Origin of the sequence: Streptomyces beihaiensis (assembly GCF_026274175.1) — a bacterium.
GTDB classification, from domain to species: Bacteria; Actinomycetota; Actinomycetes; order Streptomycetales; family Streptomycetaceae; genus Streptomyces; species Streptomyces beihaiensis.
Window position 1 is genome coordinate 75,755 of record NZ_JAPHNL010000292.1, and the last position, 18,824, is coordinate 94,578.

General features: G+C 67.7%; 9 protein-coding genes and 5 pseudogenes. 4 read left to right on the forward strand and 10 right to left on the reverse strand.

Features of this window, described 5'->3' with window-relative positions:
• Window positions 1–31: 31 nt before the first annotated feature.
• The gene (locus tag OFY01_RS25505; protein WP_407700423.1) at window positions 32–1,726 is read right to left on the reverse strand and encodes a sulfite oxidase; all 1,695 of its coding nucleotides are present in this window, start codon (window positions 1,724–1,726) and stop codon (window positions 32–34) included.
• A 1,056-nt stretch (window positions 1,727–2,782) separates the two neighbouring features.
• On the opposite strand from OFY01_RS25505, the gene OFY01_RS25510 reads away from it, so the two are divergent.
• Window positions 2,783–7,009 carry an RICIN domain-containing protein gene (locus OFY01_RS25510; protein WP_266603678.1) on the forward strand — a complete coding sequence of 1,409 codons (4,227 nt, stop codon included), beginning with the start codon at window positions 2,783–2,785 and terminating at the stop codon, window positions 7,007–7,009.
• A gap of 99 nt (window positions 7,010–7,108) precedes the next feature.
• The gene (locus tag OFY01_RS25515) at window positions 7,109–8,008 is read left to right on the forward strand and encodes a hypothetical protein (protein WP_266603680.1); all 900 of its coding nucleotides are present in this window, start codon (window positions 7,109–7,111) and stop codon (window positions 8,006–8,008) included.
• Window positions 8,009–8,105: 97 nt separating this feature from the next.
• Here the strand turns inward: OFY01_RS25515 and OFY01_RS25520 are convergent, their stop codons facing one another.
• The 8 genes and pseudogenes from OFY01_RS25520 to OFY01_RS25550 form a co-directional block, all read right to left on the reverse strand.
• On the reverse strand, window positions 8,106–8,411 hold the full coding sequence (locus OFY01_RS25520; RefSeq protein WP_266603681.1) for a hypothetical protein: 306 nt from the start codon (window positions 8,409–8,411) through the stop codon (window positions 8,106–8,108).
• A gap of 95 nt (window positions 8,412–8,506) precedes the next feature.
• Window positions 8,507–9,427: an IS3 family transposase gene (locus tag OFY01_RS25525; protein ID WP_266603682.1), complete on the reverse strand. Its 921-nt coding sequence runs from the start codon at window positions 9,425–9,427 to the stop codon at window positions 8,507–8,509.
• Window positions 9,415–9,564 (reverse strand): hypothetical protein, encoded by a 150-nt coding sequence (locus OFY01_RS25530; RefSeq protein WP_266603698.1) that lies wholly within the window; start codon window positions 9,562–9,564, stop codon window positions 9,415–9,417. Before OFY01_RS25530 ends, OFY01_RS25525 begins: the two co-directional genes overlap by 13 nt.
• Window positions 9,565–9,688: 124 nt before the next feature.
• A pseudogene (locus tag OFY01_RS32455) lies at window positions 9,689–9,754 on the reverse strand (transposase); the annotation flags it as partial.
• A gap of 21 nt (window positions 9,755–9,775) precedes the next feature.
• A pseudogene (locus tag OFY01_RS25535) lies at window positions 9,776–10,366 on the reverse strand (IS3 family transposase); the annotation flags it as partial.
• Between the two features lie 44 nt (window positions 10,367–10,410).
• Window positions 10,411–11,469 carry an IS110 family RNA-guided transposase gene (locus OFY01_RS25540; protein ID WP_266603683.1) on the reverse strand — a complete coding sequence of 353 codons (1,059 nt, stop codon included), beginning with the start codon at window positions 11,467–11,469 and terminating at the stop codon, window positions 10,411–10,413.
• Between the two features lie 209 nt (window positions 11,470–11,678).
• Window positions 11,679–11,999: pseudogene (locus tag OFY01_RS25545) on the reverse strand (transposase); the annotation flags it as partial.
• Window positions 12,000–12,048: 49 nt separating this feature from the next.
• A pseudogene (locus OFY01_RS25550) lies at window positions 12,049–13,200 on the reverse strand (IS256 family transposase); the annotation flags it as partial.
• 83 nt (window positions 13,201–13,283) lie between these two features.
• Between OFY01_RS25550 and OFY01_RS25555 the strand changes: the two are divergent.
• Window positions 13,284–13,481, forward strand: a pseudogene (locus OFY01_RS25555) (hypothetical protein); the annotation flags it as partial.
• On the opposite strand, the gene OFY01_RS25560 reads toward OFY01_RS25555, so the two are convergent.
• On the reverse strand, window positions 13,459–14,358 hold the full coding sequence (locus tag OFY01_RS25560; protein ID WP_266603684.1) for a lipase family protein: 900 nt from the start codon (window positions 14,356–14,358) through the stop codon (window positions 13,459–13,461). The pseudogene OFY01_RS25555 and the gene OFY01_RS25560 sit on opposite strands and share 23 nt — an antisense overlap.
• A gap of 84 nt (window positions 14,359–14,442) precedes the next feature.
• Between OFY01_RS25560 and OFY01_RS25565 the strand changes: the two genes are divergently transcribed.
• Complete coding sequence (locus OFY01_RS25565) at window positions 14,443–18,789, forward strand: AAA family ATPase (protein WP_266603685.1); 4,347 nt, start codon at window positions 14,443–14,445, stop codon at window positions 18,787–18,789.
• Window positions 18,790–18,824: the final 35 nt, after the last annotated feature.

Consider the following 18,824-nt stretch of genomic DNA (forward strand, 5'->3'; position numbering starts at 1 on the left):
CACAAGACGCGGTGTTCGCTCGACGGGGTGATCACTCGACGGTCACGACGACGGAGTGCTGTCCGCTGGCGCCGTCGGGGATGGTGCGAGTGCGCTTGTCGGTCTGCACCGCGCCGGTGCGGTCGGTGGCGCGGACGGTGAGGGTGTGGCCGCCCTTGGTGGCCCGCCAGGGCAGCGACCACTGACGCCAGGTGTCGCGGGTGTCCTCGGCGGCCAAGTCGGCTTCCTGCCAGGGGCCGTCGTCGATGCGGACCTCGACCTTGTCGACACCCCGGTGCTGGGCCCAGGCGACCCCCGCCACCATCACCGTGCCGGACTTGGGCCGGGCGAACGGCTTGGGGGTGTCGATCCGCGACTCGGTCTTGACCGGGGCCCGTCGGGCCCAGCCGCGCTTCACCCAGTACGGGTCATAGGAATCGAACGTGGTGAGCTCGATGTCATCGATCCACTTGCACGCGGAGACGAATCCGTACAGGCCCGGGACCACCATCCTGACCGGGAAGCCGTGTTCGAAGGGCAGCGGCCGACCGTTCATGCCGAAGGCCAGCATGGCGTCGCGGCCGTCCATGACGTCCTCGACCGGAGTGCCGATCGTCATGCCGTCCACCGACCGGGACACCAGCTGATCCGCGGGGCCTCCACGGGACGGAGGCGCGACCCCGCACTCGGCGAGCAGGTCGGCCAGCCGTACACCGATCCAGCGGGCGTTGCCCACGTACGGGCCGCCGACTTCGTTGGAGACACACGTCAGGGTGATGTCCCGCTCGATCAACTCCCTGCGCAGCAGGTCGTCGAAGGAGTAGGTGGCCGGGCGGCGTACCCCCTTTCCGTGGATCCGCAGCCGCCAGGTGGTGGCGTCCACCTTGGGCACCACCAAGGCGGTGTCCACGCGGTAGAAGTCCGAGTCGGGGGTGACGAAGGGGCTGATTCCTGGGACACGGAGTCGGGCCCTCTTGGGGATCGGTCGCGCCGGTGAAGTGGGGGAGGGCAACACGAGCTTGTCACGGGAGGCGATCGCGCCCCGGCCGCGCGAGGCGTCCAGGGATCGGCCCACCGCGCCCACCACGGCGGAGGCCGCCGCCGCTGATGCGGCCGTGAGGACGAATCCCCGCCGGTCCCAGCCTGTGGATACCGGCCGGCCCTGGCCCGCTTGCCCGGTCGCGGACCCGGGCGTCGACACCGGCGACGGCCTCACCGTGGTCAGGCGGCCCACCAGCACGTACAGAAGCACCGCCCCGGCAACGGCCCCCACAACGGATGGGAGTGTGTCCGCGAAGCCGGTCGAGTCAGGTCGGCCCACGGCGGCCGCCGCGCCGACGGCCCCGAAGAGAAGGACCCCGGCGGCTCCGATCCGCCGGAACCGCACCGCCAGCACGCCCAGGGCCACGGCCAGCACCGTCAACGCGGCGAGGATGCCGAGTTGCAGTACGAGCTTGTCGTCGGTGCCGAAGTGGCGGATCGCCCAGTCCTTGACCGCGGCGGGCGTCGCGTCGATGGACGCGGCGCCCACGGCGATGACCGGACTGGACTGCGGACGCACCGCCGCGGCCACCAGTTCGGCCACCGCCAGCGCGGCGAAGCCGGACAGCAGCCCGCTGAGCGCGCCCAGCGCCACACGGAGCCGGCCCGGCCGTTCTCGCTGATCCTTCTCTTCGTTCCTCACGGGGGGAATCCGGTTCTGCCCGCCGGGCGGATTGGTCCCGGACCTGATCAGGTGAAAACGCATCCCGACCCCATCCACCCGGCATTCAGCCACGTATTACCTGGTTGGGTTGACGCCCACCCCGGTCGGGCACGTGAGGTGAGGCGCCTGCCGGACGACGCTGTGGGACGGGCGTTCACCGGGTTCACCGGCGGCGCATGTTCCCTGAACGGAGGCAGGCCGACGCACAAGGCTCCCCGGCGAGCGGGCGGTTCGACCGGAGGACCACGCGGAGGGCGGCGTACGGGCGCGCCCTGCGCAAGGCGGTGCCGGGAGCGCCGTCCCGGTGACCCGTCGAAGTCGTCCGTCGCCTCAAGCGCTACGCGGCCCGGCAGGTCTTCCACCTGGTCAAACGGATGAAGCCGGGCCCCCGCTCATAGGGGCCGCGGTGACAGATGAGAGGGTCGGGCGGGTGAGTGAGACATCACCGAACACCCTGCAATACCGCTTCGACGGGCCAGAAGACGCTCCCGTCCTGGTCCTGGGGCCCTCACTGGGTACCACATGGCACAGGTAGGCGGAACCGTCTTCTGGCGTCCATGTGGTCCAGGTCGGGCGCGTTGTGCCTGGTCAGGTCCTTGTGGTGCAACTGCGTCGACCCTGTTGGTGACACGCCTGTGACTGCTGTGACAGATGTGGACCCCTGCTGGCTCGTTCCGGCGGGGGTCTCTGTGTTCCTGTCACCGCATCGTTACCGTGTGTTTATTTTGTGACTGTTGCGTGTAAGTGATCTCTACTGATCTGATGATGCGCAGTCAATTTCGCTGACCGGGGGAACGTGTCCGACCATGGAGCCCGGCACTGACCAGCCGTTCCCCATGGCCTTCGAGGGCTGCCCTCCGGCGGGAGGGGATCCCTTTGTCTTTGAGACCAGGCATTGCCATACCAAGACCAGGTAGAACCGGGTCTACCGCGCGTCTGCTCGTTCTCCTGCTGGCTGTCGCCGTTCTGGCGGCGCTCGCGATTCGGCCAGGTGCGGCCCGCGACGTCGTGGGACGCGGTGGAACGGAGGCGGTCGCTGATTCCTACGACGGCTTCGATGCGGATGCCGCCGAGCAGTACCGCAGGGACCAGTGCCTGATGAACGAGGCGGTCCGTATGGGCGGTGAGTCCATGTACACCACCGCCCAGGATGCACTGGACAAGTCGGCGCAGGACTTGCACCCGCTGGCTGACCGGGAGTACTGGAAGGACACCCCGCTCAGCCGCGCTTTCGGCAAGGACAAGGCGGCCGCTGACGCGGAACTCACGCGTCTGGGTGGTCTGACCGGCGTGTGGCAGAAGCCGCTGAACGGGCTCAATACGCCGGCCGGGTTCACGGACGCTGGTTTCCACTGGGTGCCCGGCGGTTCGGGCGGTGGCGAGAACTTCTTCGACCAGACCGGCATCACTAAGTGGATCAGTGAGCGGTACTGGACCGACGAGGGCGGCTTCTACGCCGATCCGTCGGTCAAGGCGGATGCAGCGACGGTCAAGAAGTTCACCGATCTCGGCAACAGCCTGTACGGAGAGGGTTCGGCCGCCTCCTCCGCCGAACAGCAGGCGTGGGCGAACTACACCACCTTCAACGCTCCGGTCTGGGACGACGACGCCCGGATCTTCTTCGCCTCTGGTGGCTTCCCGCGCACCGCGCCGAAGGAGGGCACTGCGGAGTTCCGGATCGCGGTGGAGGACCTGAAGCGTCGTTTCGCCTCGTGTAACTGGCACAACCCCGTGGACCCGAACCGTGTGCTCGGCAAGGAGGTTGCCGCAGCGACCGCCGAGTGGCAGCAGGAGATCGCCTCGCAGGCCACGCAGCGCAATCAGGTCTTCGACGCCAACAAGAAGGCCACGGCGGCGTTGCAGGCCGGCGCGAAGGCGTTGGGTGACCTGCTGGGCGAGTCCTGGGTCGCCGACCGCGCGACGCGTTGGGAGGACTACTGGTCGGCGGGCGGCCCTGGTTGGATCGGAGACAAGCCGCTCACGGTCGCCTTCCATGCCGCCGGTGGTAAGTGCCTGGATGTCGAGGGCGGAAAGACCGGCAATGGCACCCCCGTGCAGATCTACACCTGCAACGGGAGTGGAGCGCAGCAGTGGACGGTCTACGGAGACGACAGTGGCCTCCACCTGGAGAACACCAAGTCCCAGCGGTGTCTTGACATCCAGCATGACAACGCGGTCGACGGGACGAAGATCCAGATCTGGGACTGCAACAGCAGCCCGGCTCAGACCTGGGACTTCCGCACCAACACCACTACGGCCCTGAAGAACGCCGGCACCAGCATGTGCCTGGACCTGCACAAGTACACCAACGGCTACAACGCGTGGCTGTGGGGTTGCAACGGGTCGGGTCCCCAGCAGTTCGACATCAAGCCGTCCGGTCATGACGGCGACGTTCCGCCCTCGTCCCAGTTCCACCAGGCGGCCCAGGCCGTCAGTGACGCGAAGGCGCAGGCGAAGACGCAGCTGGGCATCCTCAAGATGCAGGCTACGACGGCCGCGGACGCTGCGGCCGCCTCGGACACCGCGGAGAAGACTGCCTACGGCATCGCGGACCGCAACGGCGCCCCGCGAGGCCGAGGGCTGCTGGTCGGTGAGCAGAAGGCGCAGGTCACCCAGGGGGCCGCGGCGGCACTTCAGGCCATGGTGAAGGCCGGTGAGACCGCTGAGGCGGCCACCCGGGCCTCCGCCGGGGACAGCCGGACCATCGCGCAGCGGGCGCTGGCGCAGGCCGCGCAGGTCAAGGCCGAGTTCCGGAAGAAGGCGGCCGAGAAGGCCGAGGCGCAGGCCAAGGCGGCCGCCGACGCGGCGAAGACACACCGCGACAATGCCAAGGCGGACGCGGCCGCCGCCAAGTCCAAGCTCGGCGACGCGGTGAAGGCCGAGGCCGATGCCAAGAGCGCCGCCGCCACCGCGCACGCCAAGCGCCTTCATGCCGAGGCCGAAGAGGCCACCGCGAAGGCCCAGAAGGAGACCGCCAAGCAGAAGGAAGCCGAAGCCGCCCAGCACAAGTCTGCTGCCGACGGCTACGCGACCAAGGCCAAGACCGCCGACGCTGCGGCCAAGAAGTCCGAGGCCACGGCACAGTCCAAGCGGACCGAGGCCGAGACAGCGTCCAAGAAGGCCAAGGACCTGCGCGACGACGCGTGGAACGCCGAGCAGAAGGCCGACGCCGACCGGGCCAAGGCCGACGCGAAGGACGCCTACGCATCCTCCCTGGACGCCGGAGACGCTGCCGACGCCGCACGTGCAGCAGCCAACTCGGCAGACAAGCAAGCCACCGCTTCCGAAGCGGCGGCGAAGTCGGCACGCAGCGAAGCGGACGCCGCCACCAAGGCAGCGGCCGATGCCGACGCGGCAGCCACCAAGGCGGAGGCAGCGGCCAAACGAGCCCGCTCCGACGCCGACGCCGCTGATGCCGCCAAGCTGAAGGCCGACGCCGACGTGAAGACCGCCACCAGCGCGGCCGCCGACGCGATCCAGGCGTCCCAAGACGCGGCAGGCGAGGCAAAACAGGCGGTCAAGGACGCTGACGAGGCCGAATCTCAGGCCAAGTCCGCCAAGACGGACGCGGACACGGCGAAGACCGAAGCGGGCAAGGCCCGCACGGCGTCGGCCAAGGCCGCCGGGTACGCCTACATCACCGCGCAAGCAGCTGTCGACGCGAGTACGGCAGCCCAGCAGGTCGCCAAGCCCGCAAACGACGCCATCCAGATCGGCTCCCCCTACATCCAGACCGACAGCGCGGCCGGACTCGTCGTCCTGACCGGGCAGGCGTCCAAGACCATCGCCCAACAGCAGCAGGCCGTCGCCGAGGCCCACGCCACCAGCGCGGCCGACGCGGCATCCGCCGCCCAGAGGCTCGCCGACCAGGCGGACGCGGACACCAAGGCCACATACCAGCACGCCGCGAACGCCGCCGGATACGCGGCCGACGCACGCGCCTACGCCAAACAAGCACTCGACTACGCCGCCGACGCGGCAACCTCCGCAGCCGCGGCAACCGCATCAGTGGCCCGCACCGTCACCTACGACAAGCAGGCAGCCGACGAGGCCAAGGCCGCAGACACCGCGGCAACCGGCGCCGAAGGCTACGCCAAGCAGGCGCGGGACGCCGCCGACCAGGCGGAACTCGACGCCCAAGCCGCCCGCGACGCGGCATCCGCAGCAGAACAGGCGGCCAAGGACGCACGAGCTGCCGCCGACCGCGCCGACCAGGCGGCGGCCGATGCGGAGCAGTACGCCAAGGATGCTCAGAAGTACGCGGAAGATGCCCAGGCAGCCGCAGAGTCCGCTGAGCGTCAGCAGGCCAACAAGCAGGTTTCCACAGGCGCCGGCACAGGGGTCGGCGGCGTGTTCTTCGTCGTGGACAAGATAGAGCCGATCGGGGACCCGCAGCCTGAGAACGACTGTGTCATCGAGCCGGGGTTCAGCGGCTGCACGGTGAAGTTCACCCTGCACTTCAATGCCACAGTCAGCTTCTACCTGTGCGTCAATCCGAACGTGCCGGCCACTGCGGCAGGTTGTCCCAAGACGGACACCGTGTACCTGGACACTAAGCCCTTCAAGAACCTCAAACGCGAGATCACCCGCTACTTCAGCAAGCTGGAGATCATCGAGGGCATCAGCAAGGTCATCGCCAAGGTCGCCTGGGGCATCCTCACCCACGACATCGTGGACTGTTGGCACGGCAGTGCCAGCGGCTGCGCATGGGCGGCAGCCACGTTCATCCCCGGCAAGAAGATCGAGGACGCGGTAAAGGCGGCCAGAGCTTTCCAGGAGGCGCTGAGCACCGGTGTCAGTGTCGAGGAAGCGATGGACCGCCTCAAGGTGGCGGATGCGGCGACCATGGCTGCGCTGGAAGCCGGCATGGCGGAGCATCTCGCAGCCGTCGAAGGGGTCAAGGTTGCCCGCAGCACGCTTGAAGCCCGACTGGTCGAGTACATGCGCAGGTTCTCGCTCGGCGTCGACCCGGCGAAGGGGATGAAGTTCAACTCGGGTGAGATGCAGTCTGCGATACGAGTGGAGACCGAGCGCGGTGTTACTCTCGAGCGGGATCCGAGCGGAGACCTGGAGTGGTACGACCAGAAGGGCCGAGGTTACGACGCGGTCGGCAATTCGCCCTCAAAGTACCTGAAGGTCCCGCAGCTCATGAATGCGATCAAGGGTCATCTGCTGAAAACGGAGAAGAGTGGCAGATTCGTCTCGTTCGTGCCGGTAGACGTCTTCACGTACACGGCTGAACAGATCAGCGAGATCAAGACAGCAGTCAAGGGACTGCCCCAAGCTGATCAGGCTCGCATATTCTACGTAGGCGACCACACCTGACCGGTCGAAGGCTTGGTGCGGCAGGCGTCCGCCATGGCGCCTGCCGCACCAAGCCGCTCCATCCGATCCTCTCGCTCTCTGTCACCCTGAAGGGTTTCCATGTCCAAGATCGTGTCACTGCCGGGTTGGGGAGTCGCGGAAGACCTCAACTGGTTCGCGACCAGCGGTCTTTTCGATGATGTCGTCACCTTTATTCTTGCGCGGGTCCCCGACAAAAACGCAGCGCAGTGGCTGACCGAGGACGCCCTCTCCGGATATCTATTTCTGGGTGACCTTCAGGAACCGGCCCTGTCCAACGTCCTTTTGGCCTTGCGTGACCAGTTTCCAGGGTATGTCGATTCGGTGATCTATCCGGCTGACGTGACGTTTACGATGGATTACCCGGAGATCTTCGTGGCGCGCGCCAAGTCCCTCGCTCGCATGGCGGGCCTGAGCATCGCCCTGCGAGCGAACGCGGAACACGGGACGGAACCGAAGGCAGCCGCGCATGGGGTCACACACTTGACTGCCCGGGCCGAACAGCATGGAGAGCCGCTGAGGGGGCGCGTTCTGTTCACTGATTCTGGGCACATCGAGTTCCTCTGTGAAGCGGGCGACCGAGCTGAAAAGATGACGCGGGCCGGCGCTGACGGATCCACGAGTGTGCGGATCGGCGACCTGCAGCTCGAGGTGGGCATCACGACAGAGCAGTTGCTCTACGTCCGAGGCACTGCTGCTTGGGGCGAGTGGCAGACTGGACAGTTCACCCCGCCGGATCTGGTCCCGGGCAGAGTGTTCCTTACGCCCGATGAACCCTTTGCCCCTGGCGTTCCCGTCGAGTTCGACGGGGGAGAGAGATGGCGGACCGAATTCGATCCCGTGTCCGGCTGGGTGCGAGCCGTCGCGCCGAACCGTCGGCCTGGGGCCGTGACCCTGATCGCGACTGACACGGGCGTGGGCGTGGCCGACGGCCGGCTGGTCTCTGTGTGGCTGAGGAATCGGGCGAGGCGCGAGTCCTGACTCACGTGGGTTGGTCGACCTTTCAGTCGACAATCGGCATAATACTCCAGCTGTAGATCGTGATCTTGCAGACCAGGCCACGTTCACGCTGGCTGTCTCAGGCGGACTGATCAGTGGAGGGGCTGCCGTAGAAGCGGCCCTGTTCGCACAGGGCGTCGATCTCGGCGTTGTCTGCCTCGCTCAGCTGCGCATCCAGCGCGACGCTGATGACGTGGCAGGCGTGGGCCAACCGCCGGGCGACATCCGAGTCATCGATGAACGTGCCGACGGTGTGCTCGTCGGCGCTTCCGTCTGCCTGACGAGATCCGAGTCGATCAAGGGAGACCACGAACTCGTTCAAATCCTGCAGGACGGCAACGACCTCGTTGACAGGCAGGCGGATCTCTCGGGACGACATGTTCATCGGCCGATTCAACTCCAGAGCCGGCGCTCAGGCCAGAACCCGGCATCTTGCCGGTCGGGGCGGGTATGTCAATCCCCTCGAATCGTGGAGACGATCTATGCGGCCAGTCCCTCGGTCAGAGTGGCTCGGTAGTCACGTTCGTAGTCGATCGGGCTCTTGAACCCGCACACGCTGTGTAGCCGCCTAGCGTTGTAGAAGTCCGTGATCCAGGCGGCGATCCTGATCCGGGCCTCGGCGCGGGTGCGGAAGGTGTGCCGGTGGACGTACTCGACCTTGAGGACGCTGTTGAACGCCTCGCTCACGGCGTTGTCGAAACAAGATCCAACTCGGCCCATGGACTGCACGATGCCGAGCCGGCGGCAGGCCCGCTTGAAGCGCCGGGAGGTGTACTCGCTGCCCCTGTCCGTGTGCATGATCACGCCGCGGACGTCACCGCCGCGGGTGGCCGCGGCCATGTTGAGCGAGGCCACCACGAGTTCCGCGTCGTGCCGGTCGGCCATCGCGTAGCCGAGCAGGCGACGGGAGAACAGATCGATGACGGTGGCCAGGTAGAGCTTGCCCTCGCCCGTGTCGATCTCCGTCATATCGCCCGCCCAGACGAGGTCCGGCTCCTCGGCGGTGAAGTCCCGGCGCACGAAGTCCGGGGCCGCGGGCCGCTTGCCCGGCTTCGTCAGCGACCGGCGACGACGGATCTCGCGTCCGGCCAGACCCAGTTCGGCCATCAACTTCGCGACCGTGTTCACCGAGACCCGCCAGCCGCGCCGGATCAGCTCGATGAACACCTTCGGCGAGCCGTAGGTGCCCCCGGACCGGTGGAAGACCTCCTCGATCTCCTCCGCCAGGCGCTGCCGGCGCTCCTCCCGGGCGGTCGGTGCGCGGTCGCGCCATTTGTAGAACCACGACTCGGACACGCCCAAAGCCCGGCACGCGACGCGGTGCGGAATCTTCTGCTCGGCCTTGCAGCTGCTGATCACCCCGACCGCCACGGCCGGGTCCGCGTCAGCTACTTCACCCACAAGGCCACGAATCGCTTGCACACATCACGCTCCATCTCCAGCTCACGGATGCGCTTGTCCTTCTCCCGCGCCTCGGCCCGCAGCCGCTCCAGCTCCGCCCGCTCGCCCTCCCGCAACCGGCCACCCGAGCCCGCCACCGCCGATTGGACAGGCGTGTCTGACGACGGCGAGCCGTTGCGCTTGGCCCGCGACACCCAGCTGTGCAGCGTCCCCCGGATGCACGCCGAGCTCCTCGGCCACCTCCGGGATCGGCTTCCCCGTCTCCGTCACGATCCGTACCGCCCCCTCGCGGAACTCCGCGTTATAGATGCGCTTCCTGGATCCCACGACCCTGAACTATCCCTCCGGTCACGGTCTCCACGTTACGAGGGGAGGCTCACGCTGCCAGATCCCCATCTCCAGGGCGTCCAGCACGAAGACCGTCTCCTTCACGGTGGCTGCGGACCAGCCGACGATCCGGCGGGAGAAGGTGTCCACGACGAAAGCGACGTAGACGACGCCGGCCCAGGTCTTCACATGGGTGAAGTCCGCGACCCAGCATCGGTTCGGGGCGCCGGCGACGAAGTCGCGGTCCAGCAGGTCCGGGGCACGGTCGGTCTGCCCGCCGGGAAGCGTGGTGATCACGCGTCTGCCGCGGACCGCCCCGGTGATGCCGAGCTCGCGCATTAGGCGCTCGACGGTGCAGCGGGCCACGGCCTGGCCCTGCCGATTCAGCTCCCGCCAGATCTTCCTCGCCCCGTAGACCCGGTAGTTGGTGTCGTAGACGTGCTGGATCAGTTCCTTCAGCTCACTGTCTCGCACGGTCCTGGCGGACGGCGCGGCCTGGCGTTTGTGGTGGGCGTAGTAGGTGGAGGGGGCGATCTTGCAGTCGTGCATCGTCAGCAGGCGGCAGATCGGTTCGACGCCGCCGAAGCGGCCCTTGTGCTCGTCGATGAACGCTACGAGCGTGTGTGTGGCCGGTCGAGCTCGGCGATGCTCCTATGTCAAGCCGCAAGAAGAACCGGCAGGTCAGGCGGGGTCGCAGTCGGCTGAGCAGCGCTCTCGTCGGCGAGCAGAGCCCGGAAGACGCGGTCGGAGATGCGCCGCAGCAGGCGCACCGCCTCCTTGGGGGTCTTTCCGCGGGCCAGCTGCTTGGCGAAGTAGTCGGCCCCTTCGCCGCCGCGTCGGACCTGCGTGACCGCGATCATGTGAAGGGCGTGGTTGATGGACCGGTTCCCGCCTCGGTTGAGGCGGACTCGGACCTTGTTCGAGGACCAGACCGGTATGGGGGCGGTTCCGGTGAAGTGCGCGAACGCATCCTTGGACTTGAACCGAGCGGCGCCGGCCGTCTCACCGATGATGACGGCCGCGCTGATCACGCCGCACCCAGGGATGGCCAGCAGCGAGGGCGCCAACGTCTCCACCAGCTTGCGCAGCCGCGCCTCCAGGGCGTTGATCTGCTCGGTCAGCCGACGGCACTCGCCGACCAGGTCGCGTGCGATCTCGACAACGACGCCCTCGTGGTCGCCGAGCGCCGCGAGTACCGCGTCGAACACGCACAACCGTCGTAAGCCGCGGGAGGGGACGGGGAGTTCAGGGTCGATCTCGTGCAGGAACCAGCGCAGCTTGTTCGCCGCAGCGGTGCGGTTTCGCACGAGACGGCGACGGTGGTCGACGACCAGTTTCACGTCACGCGCGGGTCCAGCGAGGCTGGCGCGGGGCAGGTCGGGCTCGCGTAGCGCCACCCGCGCCACCGCTTCGGCGTCGATCGGGTCGGACTTGCCCCGTTCGCGAGCTGAGCGGCGTGCTCCGGCCATGAGCCGCGTGTGTACCCGAACCACGGCATGGCCGGCGAGCAGCAGATCTGCCTCGAACCGGCGAGTCAGGTGGCGGCAGTCCTCGATGGCCAGGAGGACCTGCCCGAACTGGGCGATCCACTTGATCGCCTGCGCGTGACCGGCCGGGGTGGCGGCGACCGTGACCTCGCCCGCCCTGCGCCCCAGCGGGTCGACCGCGACCAGCGTGTGCGTCTTCTTGTGACCGTCGATGCCGACGACGTGCACGGAAACCTCCGCAGCATGATGGAGAGTCGATGGACGTCTCCACCGCGGGGGCACGCCTCAATCGGGCTCGCGCGGCACGCTCCTATCAGGCCACTCCGTGGCGGAGACCTGGGCCGGCGGGGCGGCACATCGCCGACAAGCCACCGTTGCCGGGGCAGCAAAGAAACGAGCCAGCCCCGCCGGTGCCTGCCACTGTGTCACTACCCGTGGGCCCGTGTCCCAGACTTTGGCATTGACGCGAAGAAAGACGCCGCCGCCTTCAAGATCTCGTTGGCACGCTTCAGCTCGGCGTTCTCCTTCTTCAACCGCTTCAGCTCGGCCGATTCCTCGGTGGTCACGCCAGGACGCACGCCTGCGTCGACCTGGTCCTGCCGCACCCACTTCCGGAGCGTCTCGGTCGTGCCGATGCCCAGTTTCTGGGCTACCGCTTTCATCGCGGCCCACTCGGTGTCGTACTCCGGCCGCACTTCGGCGACCATCCGCACCGCACGACGGCGCAGCTCAAACGGGTACTGGGAAGGACGTGCCATAACTCGATCCTTTCAAACGATCGAGTCCCTACCGAACCCGGAACGGTTCAGCCGCGGCCTCGTTGGGGAAGTGGCCACGAGCCCGGACGGCCTTGCGGATGCGGGCGTTGACGGACTCGATCGCGTTCGTCGAGCAGATCACCTTGCGGATCTCGACGTCGAAGGAGAGGAAGGGGACGAATTCGGCCCAGGCGTTCTCCCAGAGCCGGATGACCGCCGGGTACTTCTTGCCCCAGGCTTCCTGGAACTCGCCGAACCGCTCGGACGCGGCGGCCTCGTTCGGGGCCGTGTAGACGGGCTTGAGCGCCTTGGCGATCTTGCCCCAGTCCTGGCGGGCCGCGTGCCGGAAGCTGTTGCGCAGCAGGTGAACGACACAGGTCTGGACAGTCGTCCGGGGCCAGACGGCTTCCACCGCCTCGGGCAGGCCCTTCAGCCCGTCGCAGACCAGCATGAGGACGTCGTCGACGCCCCGGTTCTTCAGATCTGTGAACACGCTCAGCCAGTACTTCGCGCCCTCGCCGCCGTCACCGGCCCATATCCCCAGGATGTCGCGGTGGCCCTCGGCGGTCACGGCCATGACGACGTAGATCGGACGGTTCGCGACCTGCCCGTCCCTGATCTTGACGTTGATCGCGTCCACGAGCAGCACCGGATAGACGGAGTCCAGCGGGCGGTTGGACCATTCCGCCATCCCGTCCATCACCTTGTCGGTGATCGTGGTGATGGACGCCTTGGACACGCTCGCACCGTAGACCTCGGCCAGGTGGGCGGAGATCTCGCCGTGTGTCAGGCCCTTCGCGGACAGCGACAGCACCATCTCGTCCACGCCGGACAGGCGCCGCTGCCGCTTCTTGACGATCTGCGGCTCGAACGAACCCGCCACATCCCGAGGCACCTTGACCTCGACCGGGCCGACATCGGTCAGCACTGTCTTCGCCCGCGTCCCGTTGCGGCTGTTGCCACTGTTCCGGCCCTCGGCATCGTGCTTCTCGTATCCGAGGTGATCGGTGATCTCGCCCTCCAGGGCGGACTCCAGGACCCGCTTGGTCAACTGCTGGAGCAGCCCGCCCTCCCCGGTCAGCTGCAGACCCCCACTGCGGGCCCGGTCCACGAGCATCGCGACCAACTGCTCATCACTCGCCGGCACGGCCTCCACTGTCGGCTCGCTGCCCGGTATCTGCTCGATGGTGGTGTCGCTCATCTGGCGTCTCCTTGATCATCGGATCCGCCGATCATTGAACACTCCCCGGGAGTTACACCACTCACCGTACAGACCCGTTCTCAAGGGCGAAGGGCTACGACCTGGTTCGCCGCGGGGAGTTCCCATGCCGTGTGCTGCGCATCGGCCGCAGCACACGCGTCGTCACCGCGTCCTTGCTCCGCGTCCTCGACAGTGGCGAGCCGGAGTACAGCAGTGCCACGCCTGACGCCCCATCGGCCACAGCTGTCACGGACGCCTCTATGAAGTGGCGGTCCGCGTAGCGACTGTGTCGGCGAGGGGGGCCTGGGACAGGTATCGGACGGCGTCGTGGGGGGCAGCGATGCCGTTGCTGACGCGGGTGTCGAGGAGTGATCCGGACGTCACAACGTGCGCGAGGCCCGCTCCTCCGGTTACAGGGTCTCCGTCGGCGTGGAAATTATGCCAATGGAGCGGCTCCGGCACGCTCAGGTGGGCGTCGCCCGGAAGGCCGCGGCGTATGGTGAGCCAGCCCAGCGGGGAGCCGCAGGTGATCAGGGTGTGGATGTCGGGGGCCTGCAGTTCCCGGCGTTGAAGCAAGTCGTACGCGATGACGCTGCCGAGCGAGTGAGCGATGAGGGCGCGCGCTCCGGAGCGTTCGATCTCGGCCCGGATCACCTTGCGGATCTGCTGACCGAGTTCTTCGTCGTGCAGGTAGCGGTATGCCTGCCGGACCAGGACCAGAACCTTTGCCCCGGCCCCCCGTCCATGGCGGGCGTCCGCCGCCGCGAGGCGACGGGATACCGCATTGGGGATGTAAGGCAGAGGAGCGCCGAGAGTGCCCTGGTGGGAGCGTGCCTCGGGAAGCGGACCCGGTGCGTAGGCCGTGAGGGCCTGGATGACGAAGTCCTCCTCGTCCGCGCCCATCGGTTCGTCCGCGTCAAGCAGTTCCACGTCGCCAGGCCCCAGATGCCTGTCGCCGCCGACGGCGGCGGGGCGGTAAAGACCTGTGTAGTGGGGCACCGTCACGCTGGGGATGACGGTGTGGGGGCCGTACTTCCGAGTCAGACCCCGCTTGAGTGCGTTGCCCCAGTCGTACGCGAGGCGGATCTCGTTGGTCCTTCCCTGGCCGATGCCGTGAACACCGACGATGTGCGCGCCTGCCTCGGTGGTCGCGTTCATGCTGCTGCCCCCCTGTCCGCCCCATCGGCGCGCAGATCGTATCGTGTGGGCCTGGGGAGGATTTAGAGATCCAGTGAGGTGCTCGTGCAGGGGGACCAGCAGCCGGTGACGGCTGGGCGGCGGCTTGTGGTCGTAAGCGTCGACGACTACAAGAAAGGCAACGCGGAGTTCACCCAGGCTATCAGGGCTCAGGTATCCGTCGTCACCGATTGGCTCGCCTCACCCGTCCTGGCCGAAGAGCACCGGTTCACGGTCTCTCGTGCCGACGATCTGCACTCAGTGCAGGATCTGAAGCGGTTTCTGGCCGAGCAGGACCTCGTGGAGACCCCTGCGGATGAGGCTCTCGTCGTCTACGTGACTGGCCATGGCATGAGCACTGGCGCCCGCAACCACTACCTCATGTTTGCGTACACCAAGGAAGACGCCCTGGAAAGGACGGCGTTTCCCACCCGGGAGATCGTGTCCGCTGCTCTGCACAGCCCGGCCGAGCATGTGCTGGTCCTCGTGGACTCCTGCTTCGCCGGGGCCTTGCGCGAGGATGTCGCCTCGATCGTGTCTGAGATGAGCCCCGAACGACGGGCCACGCGTACGGTGGCCGTGGTGGCGAGCGCCGACCTCCACGAGCAGCCAGCCACAGGAGAGTTCAGCGAGGTGATCTCGCGGGTGCTGGCCCGACTCGGCGACGAGTCGCTCGGCATCGTCGGCTCCCACCTCTCCTTCGAGCAGTGGGGCAAGCTCCTGGACCAGGCCAGTGCGCAGGATCCTCAGCGCATGGAACCGCAGTGGCTGTGGCCCCACCGTCAACGGGACGTGCCGAGTGCCTGCCTCCCCAACCCCCGCTACCGGCCGGCCGAGCCACTGGTATCCGCCCCGCGGGTCCAGGTATCGCTTTCGCGCCACACCCTCGCGTACTGGACCTCGCGGGCCTCGGGCAGGACCAGCGACCAGGATCCGGGCTGGTACTTCAGCGGCCGGGCTACGCTGATGCGCAGTTTGGTCTCCTTCACCCGCTCCGGAACCGGTGTGTTGGTCGTCACGGGAACCGCAGGTTCTGGCAAGTCCGCGCTGCTGGCTCGGCTCGTGACGTTGAGTGATCCAGACTTCCTCGCGGATCCGGACCTCGCCTCCATGGCGCAAGCTCTCCCGCAGGACGTGCGCCCAGCCGAAGGTGCTGTGGACATCGCGCTTCTGGCCCGCGCCAAAACCTCGATGACTCTCCTCCAGGACCTGTTTGCCGCTTGCCGTCTCCCTCTTCCCGATGACGACGCACCACTGCTGCCTGTCCTCCTGCAACACCTCGATGAACGCGCACGCGTCACCGTCGTGCTCGATGGACTGGACGAGGCCGCCGACCCGGCCGCGTGCATCGCCGACGTGGTCCTCCCCCTGGCGCGGAGCCACCGCGTGCGCCTGCTGCTCGGCATACGGAGCTCCATCGGGTTCGACGGCTACGCCACCGACCTCGATGAGGACGCCGACCAGTTGCTCGCGACGCTGCTCAGCGCACTCCAGGAGGACACTCTGCAGGATGTCCCCCACGATGTGCTCCGCACCGACCAGTCAGAGGCACACACGGACATCAGCGCCTACGTGACCTCGCTCCTCCTGAGCGGCACGAGCCCCTACCGCGACCGGGTCAACACCGCGGAAGCCACAGCGCGCATTGTGGCGGAGGGAGTGTGGCCGTCCTTCCTCGACGCCCGCCTGGCCGCAGCCCAGCTGCGCGCCGCCCCGACCGTCCAGGACCTCAACGAGGATGCGTGGCTGGAGCGGCTCGAGGACGGTACGACGGGGTTGCTGCGCGAGGACCTGCAACATGTCGCGCGGGATACGGGGACGCCGGCGCGCCTGTTGCTAACGGTGCTGCGGGCCACGGCTTTCGCCCCCGGTGCCGGTCTGCCCTGGGCAGAGGTATGGCCCGCCGTCGTGCGGGCCATACTCGCGGAGGACGGTCGCGGCGAAGACGCCGAGGACCTGGACCTGGACGAAGCCGTTCGAACGTTCCGTTCAAGCCGCCTCGTCGGGTACCTGACGGAGGGCCAGGAAGATGGCCGCACTGTCTACCGGCCTGTGCACCAGCGGGTTGCGGAGAAGCTGCTCACCGAGCCGGACCAGCTGCTCGACATCGAGGTCGTGGGCGGCGTACGGCCGCTGCCCACGACGCGCCGGGTACACCGGGCCATCGCCGAGGCTCTGGGGGAACTTGCCGAACGCGACCGACCACACGCCCCCCACCCGTACGTCCTGCGTCACCTGGCTGCCCACGCCGACGCCGCCGGTGTACTGGACGACCAGCACCTGTCCGCAGGAATGCTGGCCCGGGAAACCTCCGGGGAACTGCGCAGCCGACTCCAACTCCCACTGCCTGTCTATGATCTGACCCGGCGCAACGTGACCGCAGCCGCGCTGGTCGAGCCGTACGTGGACGAGACCACCGACACCGCCTCACGGCTGGACAGCATCGTCTTCCTGAGGGAGGCACTGGGCGGGCAACCCCCCGAAGAAGGCACGCTCCCCCTCGGCCACCCGGCCCGAGTACCCGAACCACCAGTGCTCACTCCGGCCTGGTCGGACTGGATACCCGCGGCGAACGTGCTTGCTCAGGCAGTCGGCCGGGTGACGGCTCTGCATGGTTTCGGTCTTCCCGATGGGCGTGCGCTCGTGGCGTCGGCGAGCTATGACGGGGTCCGGGTCTGGGACGGCGGGACGGGAAGGTCTGTCTCCAGCATCAGCGGAGTACGCACGAGTGGCCTCGCCCCCCTCGCCGGAAGCAGCGGCCGGGTTTTCCTGATCTCCACCGACCACCACGGCGCGAGAGTCTGGGACCCGCTGTCAGGCCGCCCCGTGGCCCGCGAAGACGGCCTGCGCGGCGGCGAGGTGAGAGTGCTCTGCCAAGGAGAAGACCGCTGGCTCGTCGCGTTCCTCAGCGAGGAATGCCTGCAGCTGTGGCGGCCGGGCGAGTACGGTCGGCCCGAGCTGGTCCCCTACCCGGTGCCGCTTCACCGCCCCGACAACTCGGTCGTGCTGCATGGCCGGGACGGCATGGTGCGGATCGCCTACGGCGGGCGGCGGGCCGGCGTTCACCTGTGGGACCCCGTCAACAGCCCTACCGAACCGGAGTTCCTGGACCTGGGCGGCTCCTTCAAGGGCCATGTGATGGCCGCCGTGCGCGGACCGCAAGGCTACGACCTGCTGGTGACCTCTCACGGCGTCAAGCACGGCCTCTACGTGTGGGACCCCGAAACCGGCGAGAAGGTCGACCGGATCCCCTGGGCGGCCAGTCGGCTGGCCTCGGTGACAGGCCCGCAGGGACACCCTGTGCTCGCCGTCGTACGCAGACGGACCCTGAGCGTGCTGGACTTCGCGGGAGCGTCCCGGCCACTGCTGGCAGAATTTCCGGTATCGGAGGTGGACGCGATCGCCGGAGTCGGCGGACGTACCCGTCCATGGGCCGTGGCCACCGCCGGCAAGGAGGGGATCCGGCTGACCGTCCCGGGACAAGAAAGCCCCCCGCCGTCTGCCGCCCGATCTGTCGCGCGAGGGCGGACGACACCCAAGGCGCGCGCAGGACGCCCCGTCATAGTTGTCCACCCACCGGCACGCCCGGGGAGCCTCTGTCACGTGGAAGACGGCCGCCTTTACGGACACGGCCTGCTGGCGGTGGCCGCGAACAGCCGGATCACCTTCTTCGATGCGAAGAGCGGCAGATTCTATAAGGAGCACCCGTTCCCAGGCATTCGCGGCGTACGACAGATTCCCTCACCCACCGAACCGATCCTCGCCGTGGCCAGCTCCGAGGCTATGACCCTGTGGGACATGGAGCGGCAACAGGCCCTGAGGCGCATCCCGACCGGGGAGGCGGTCTGGTGCACGACAGCATTCGTCGACGGCGTGCAGCCCGGCGTGATCACGGCCGCGAGGAGCGGCGTCTGGCTGCACGACAGCACCAAATCCCACGATCTCCCCCTGCCCGATGGCAACTCCCCGGACGACATCACCTGCATGACCGCACTGCCTGACGGCCGACTGGCCGCGGCCGTGCGAGGGAGGCTGTTGCTGTGGGATCTGAAGACCCGGTGCCTTGTCGGCCGGGAAGAGTTCAACGATCCATCCTGGATCCGCGCACTGTGCGTCATCCCCACGCCGAGGCAGGGCTTCTACCTGGCCGCGGCCTCCTACGACGGACTCTGGCTCTGGCCAGGGAACAAGCAGAGCCGCTTGTTCGGGCTGCCACAGAGGATCACGATTCCAGGTGATTCCGTGACGGCACTTGCTCCTCTGTACCTCAAGTCCCGCGAGGTCATGCTTGCCTCCGCGGGCGGGACGGGGGTGCGCCTATGGGATCTTCCATCGGGCAAGGCGGTCCACTCTCTGATCACGGCGGCCCCCGCGGAAGATTTCAAGTCCAGTGAGACGGTTGTGACGCTATGAGGTTTGTGGTGCGGGTTCCCTGCGCTTGGCCGGGT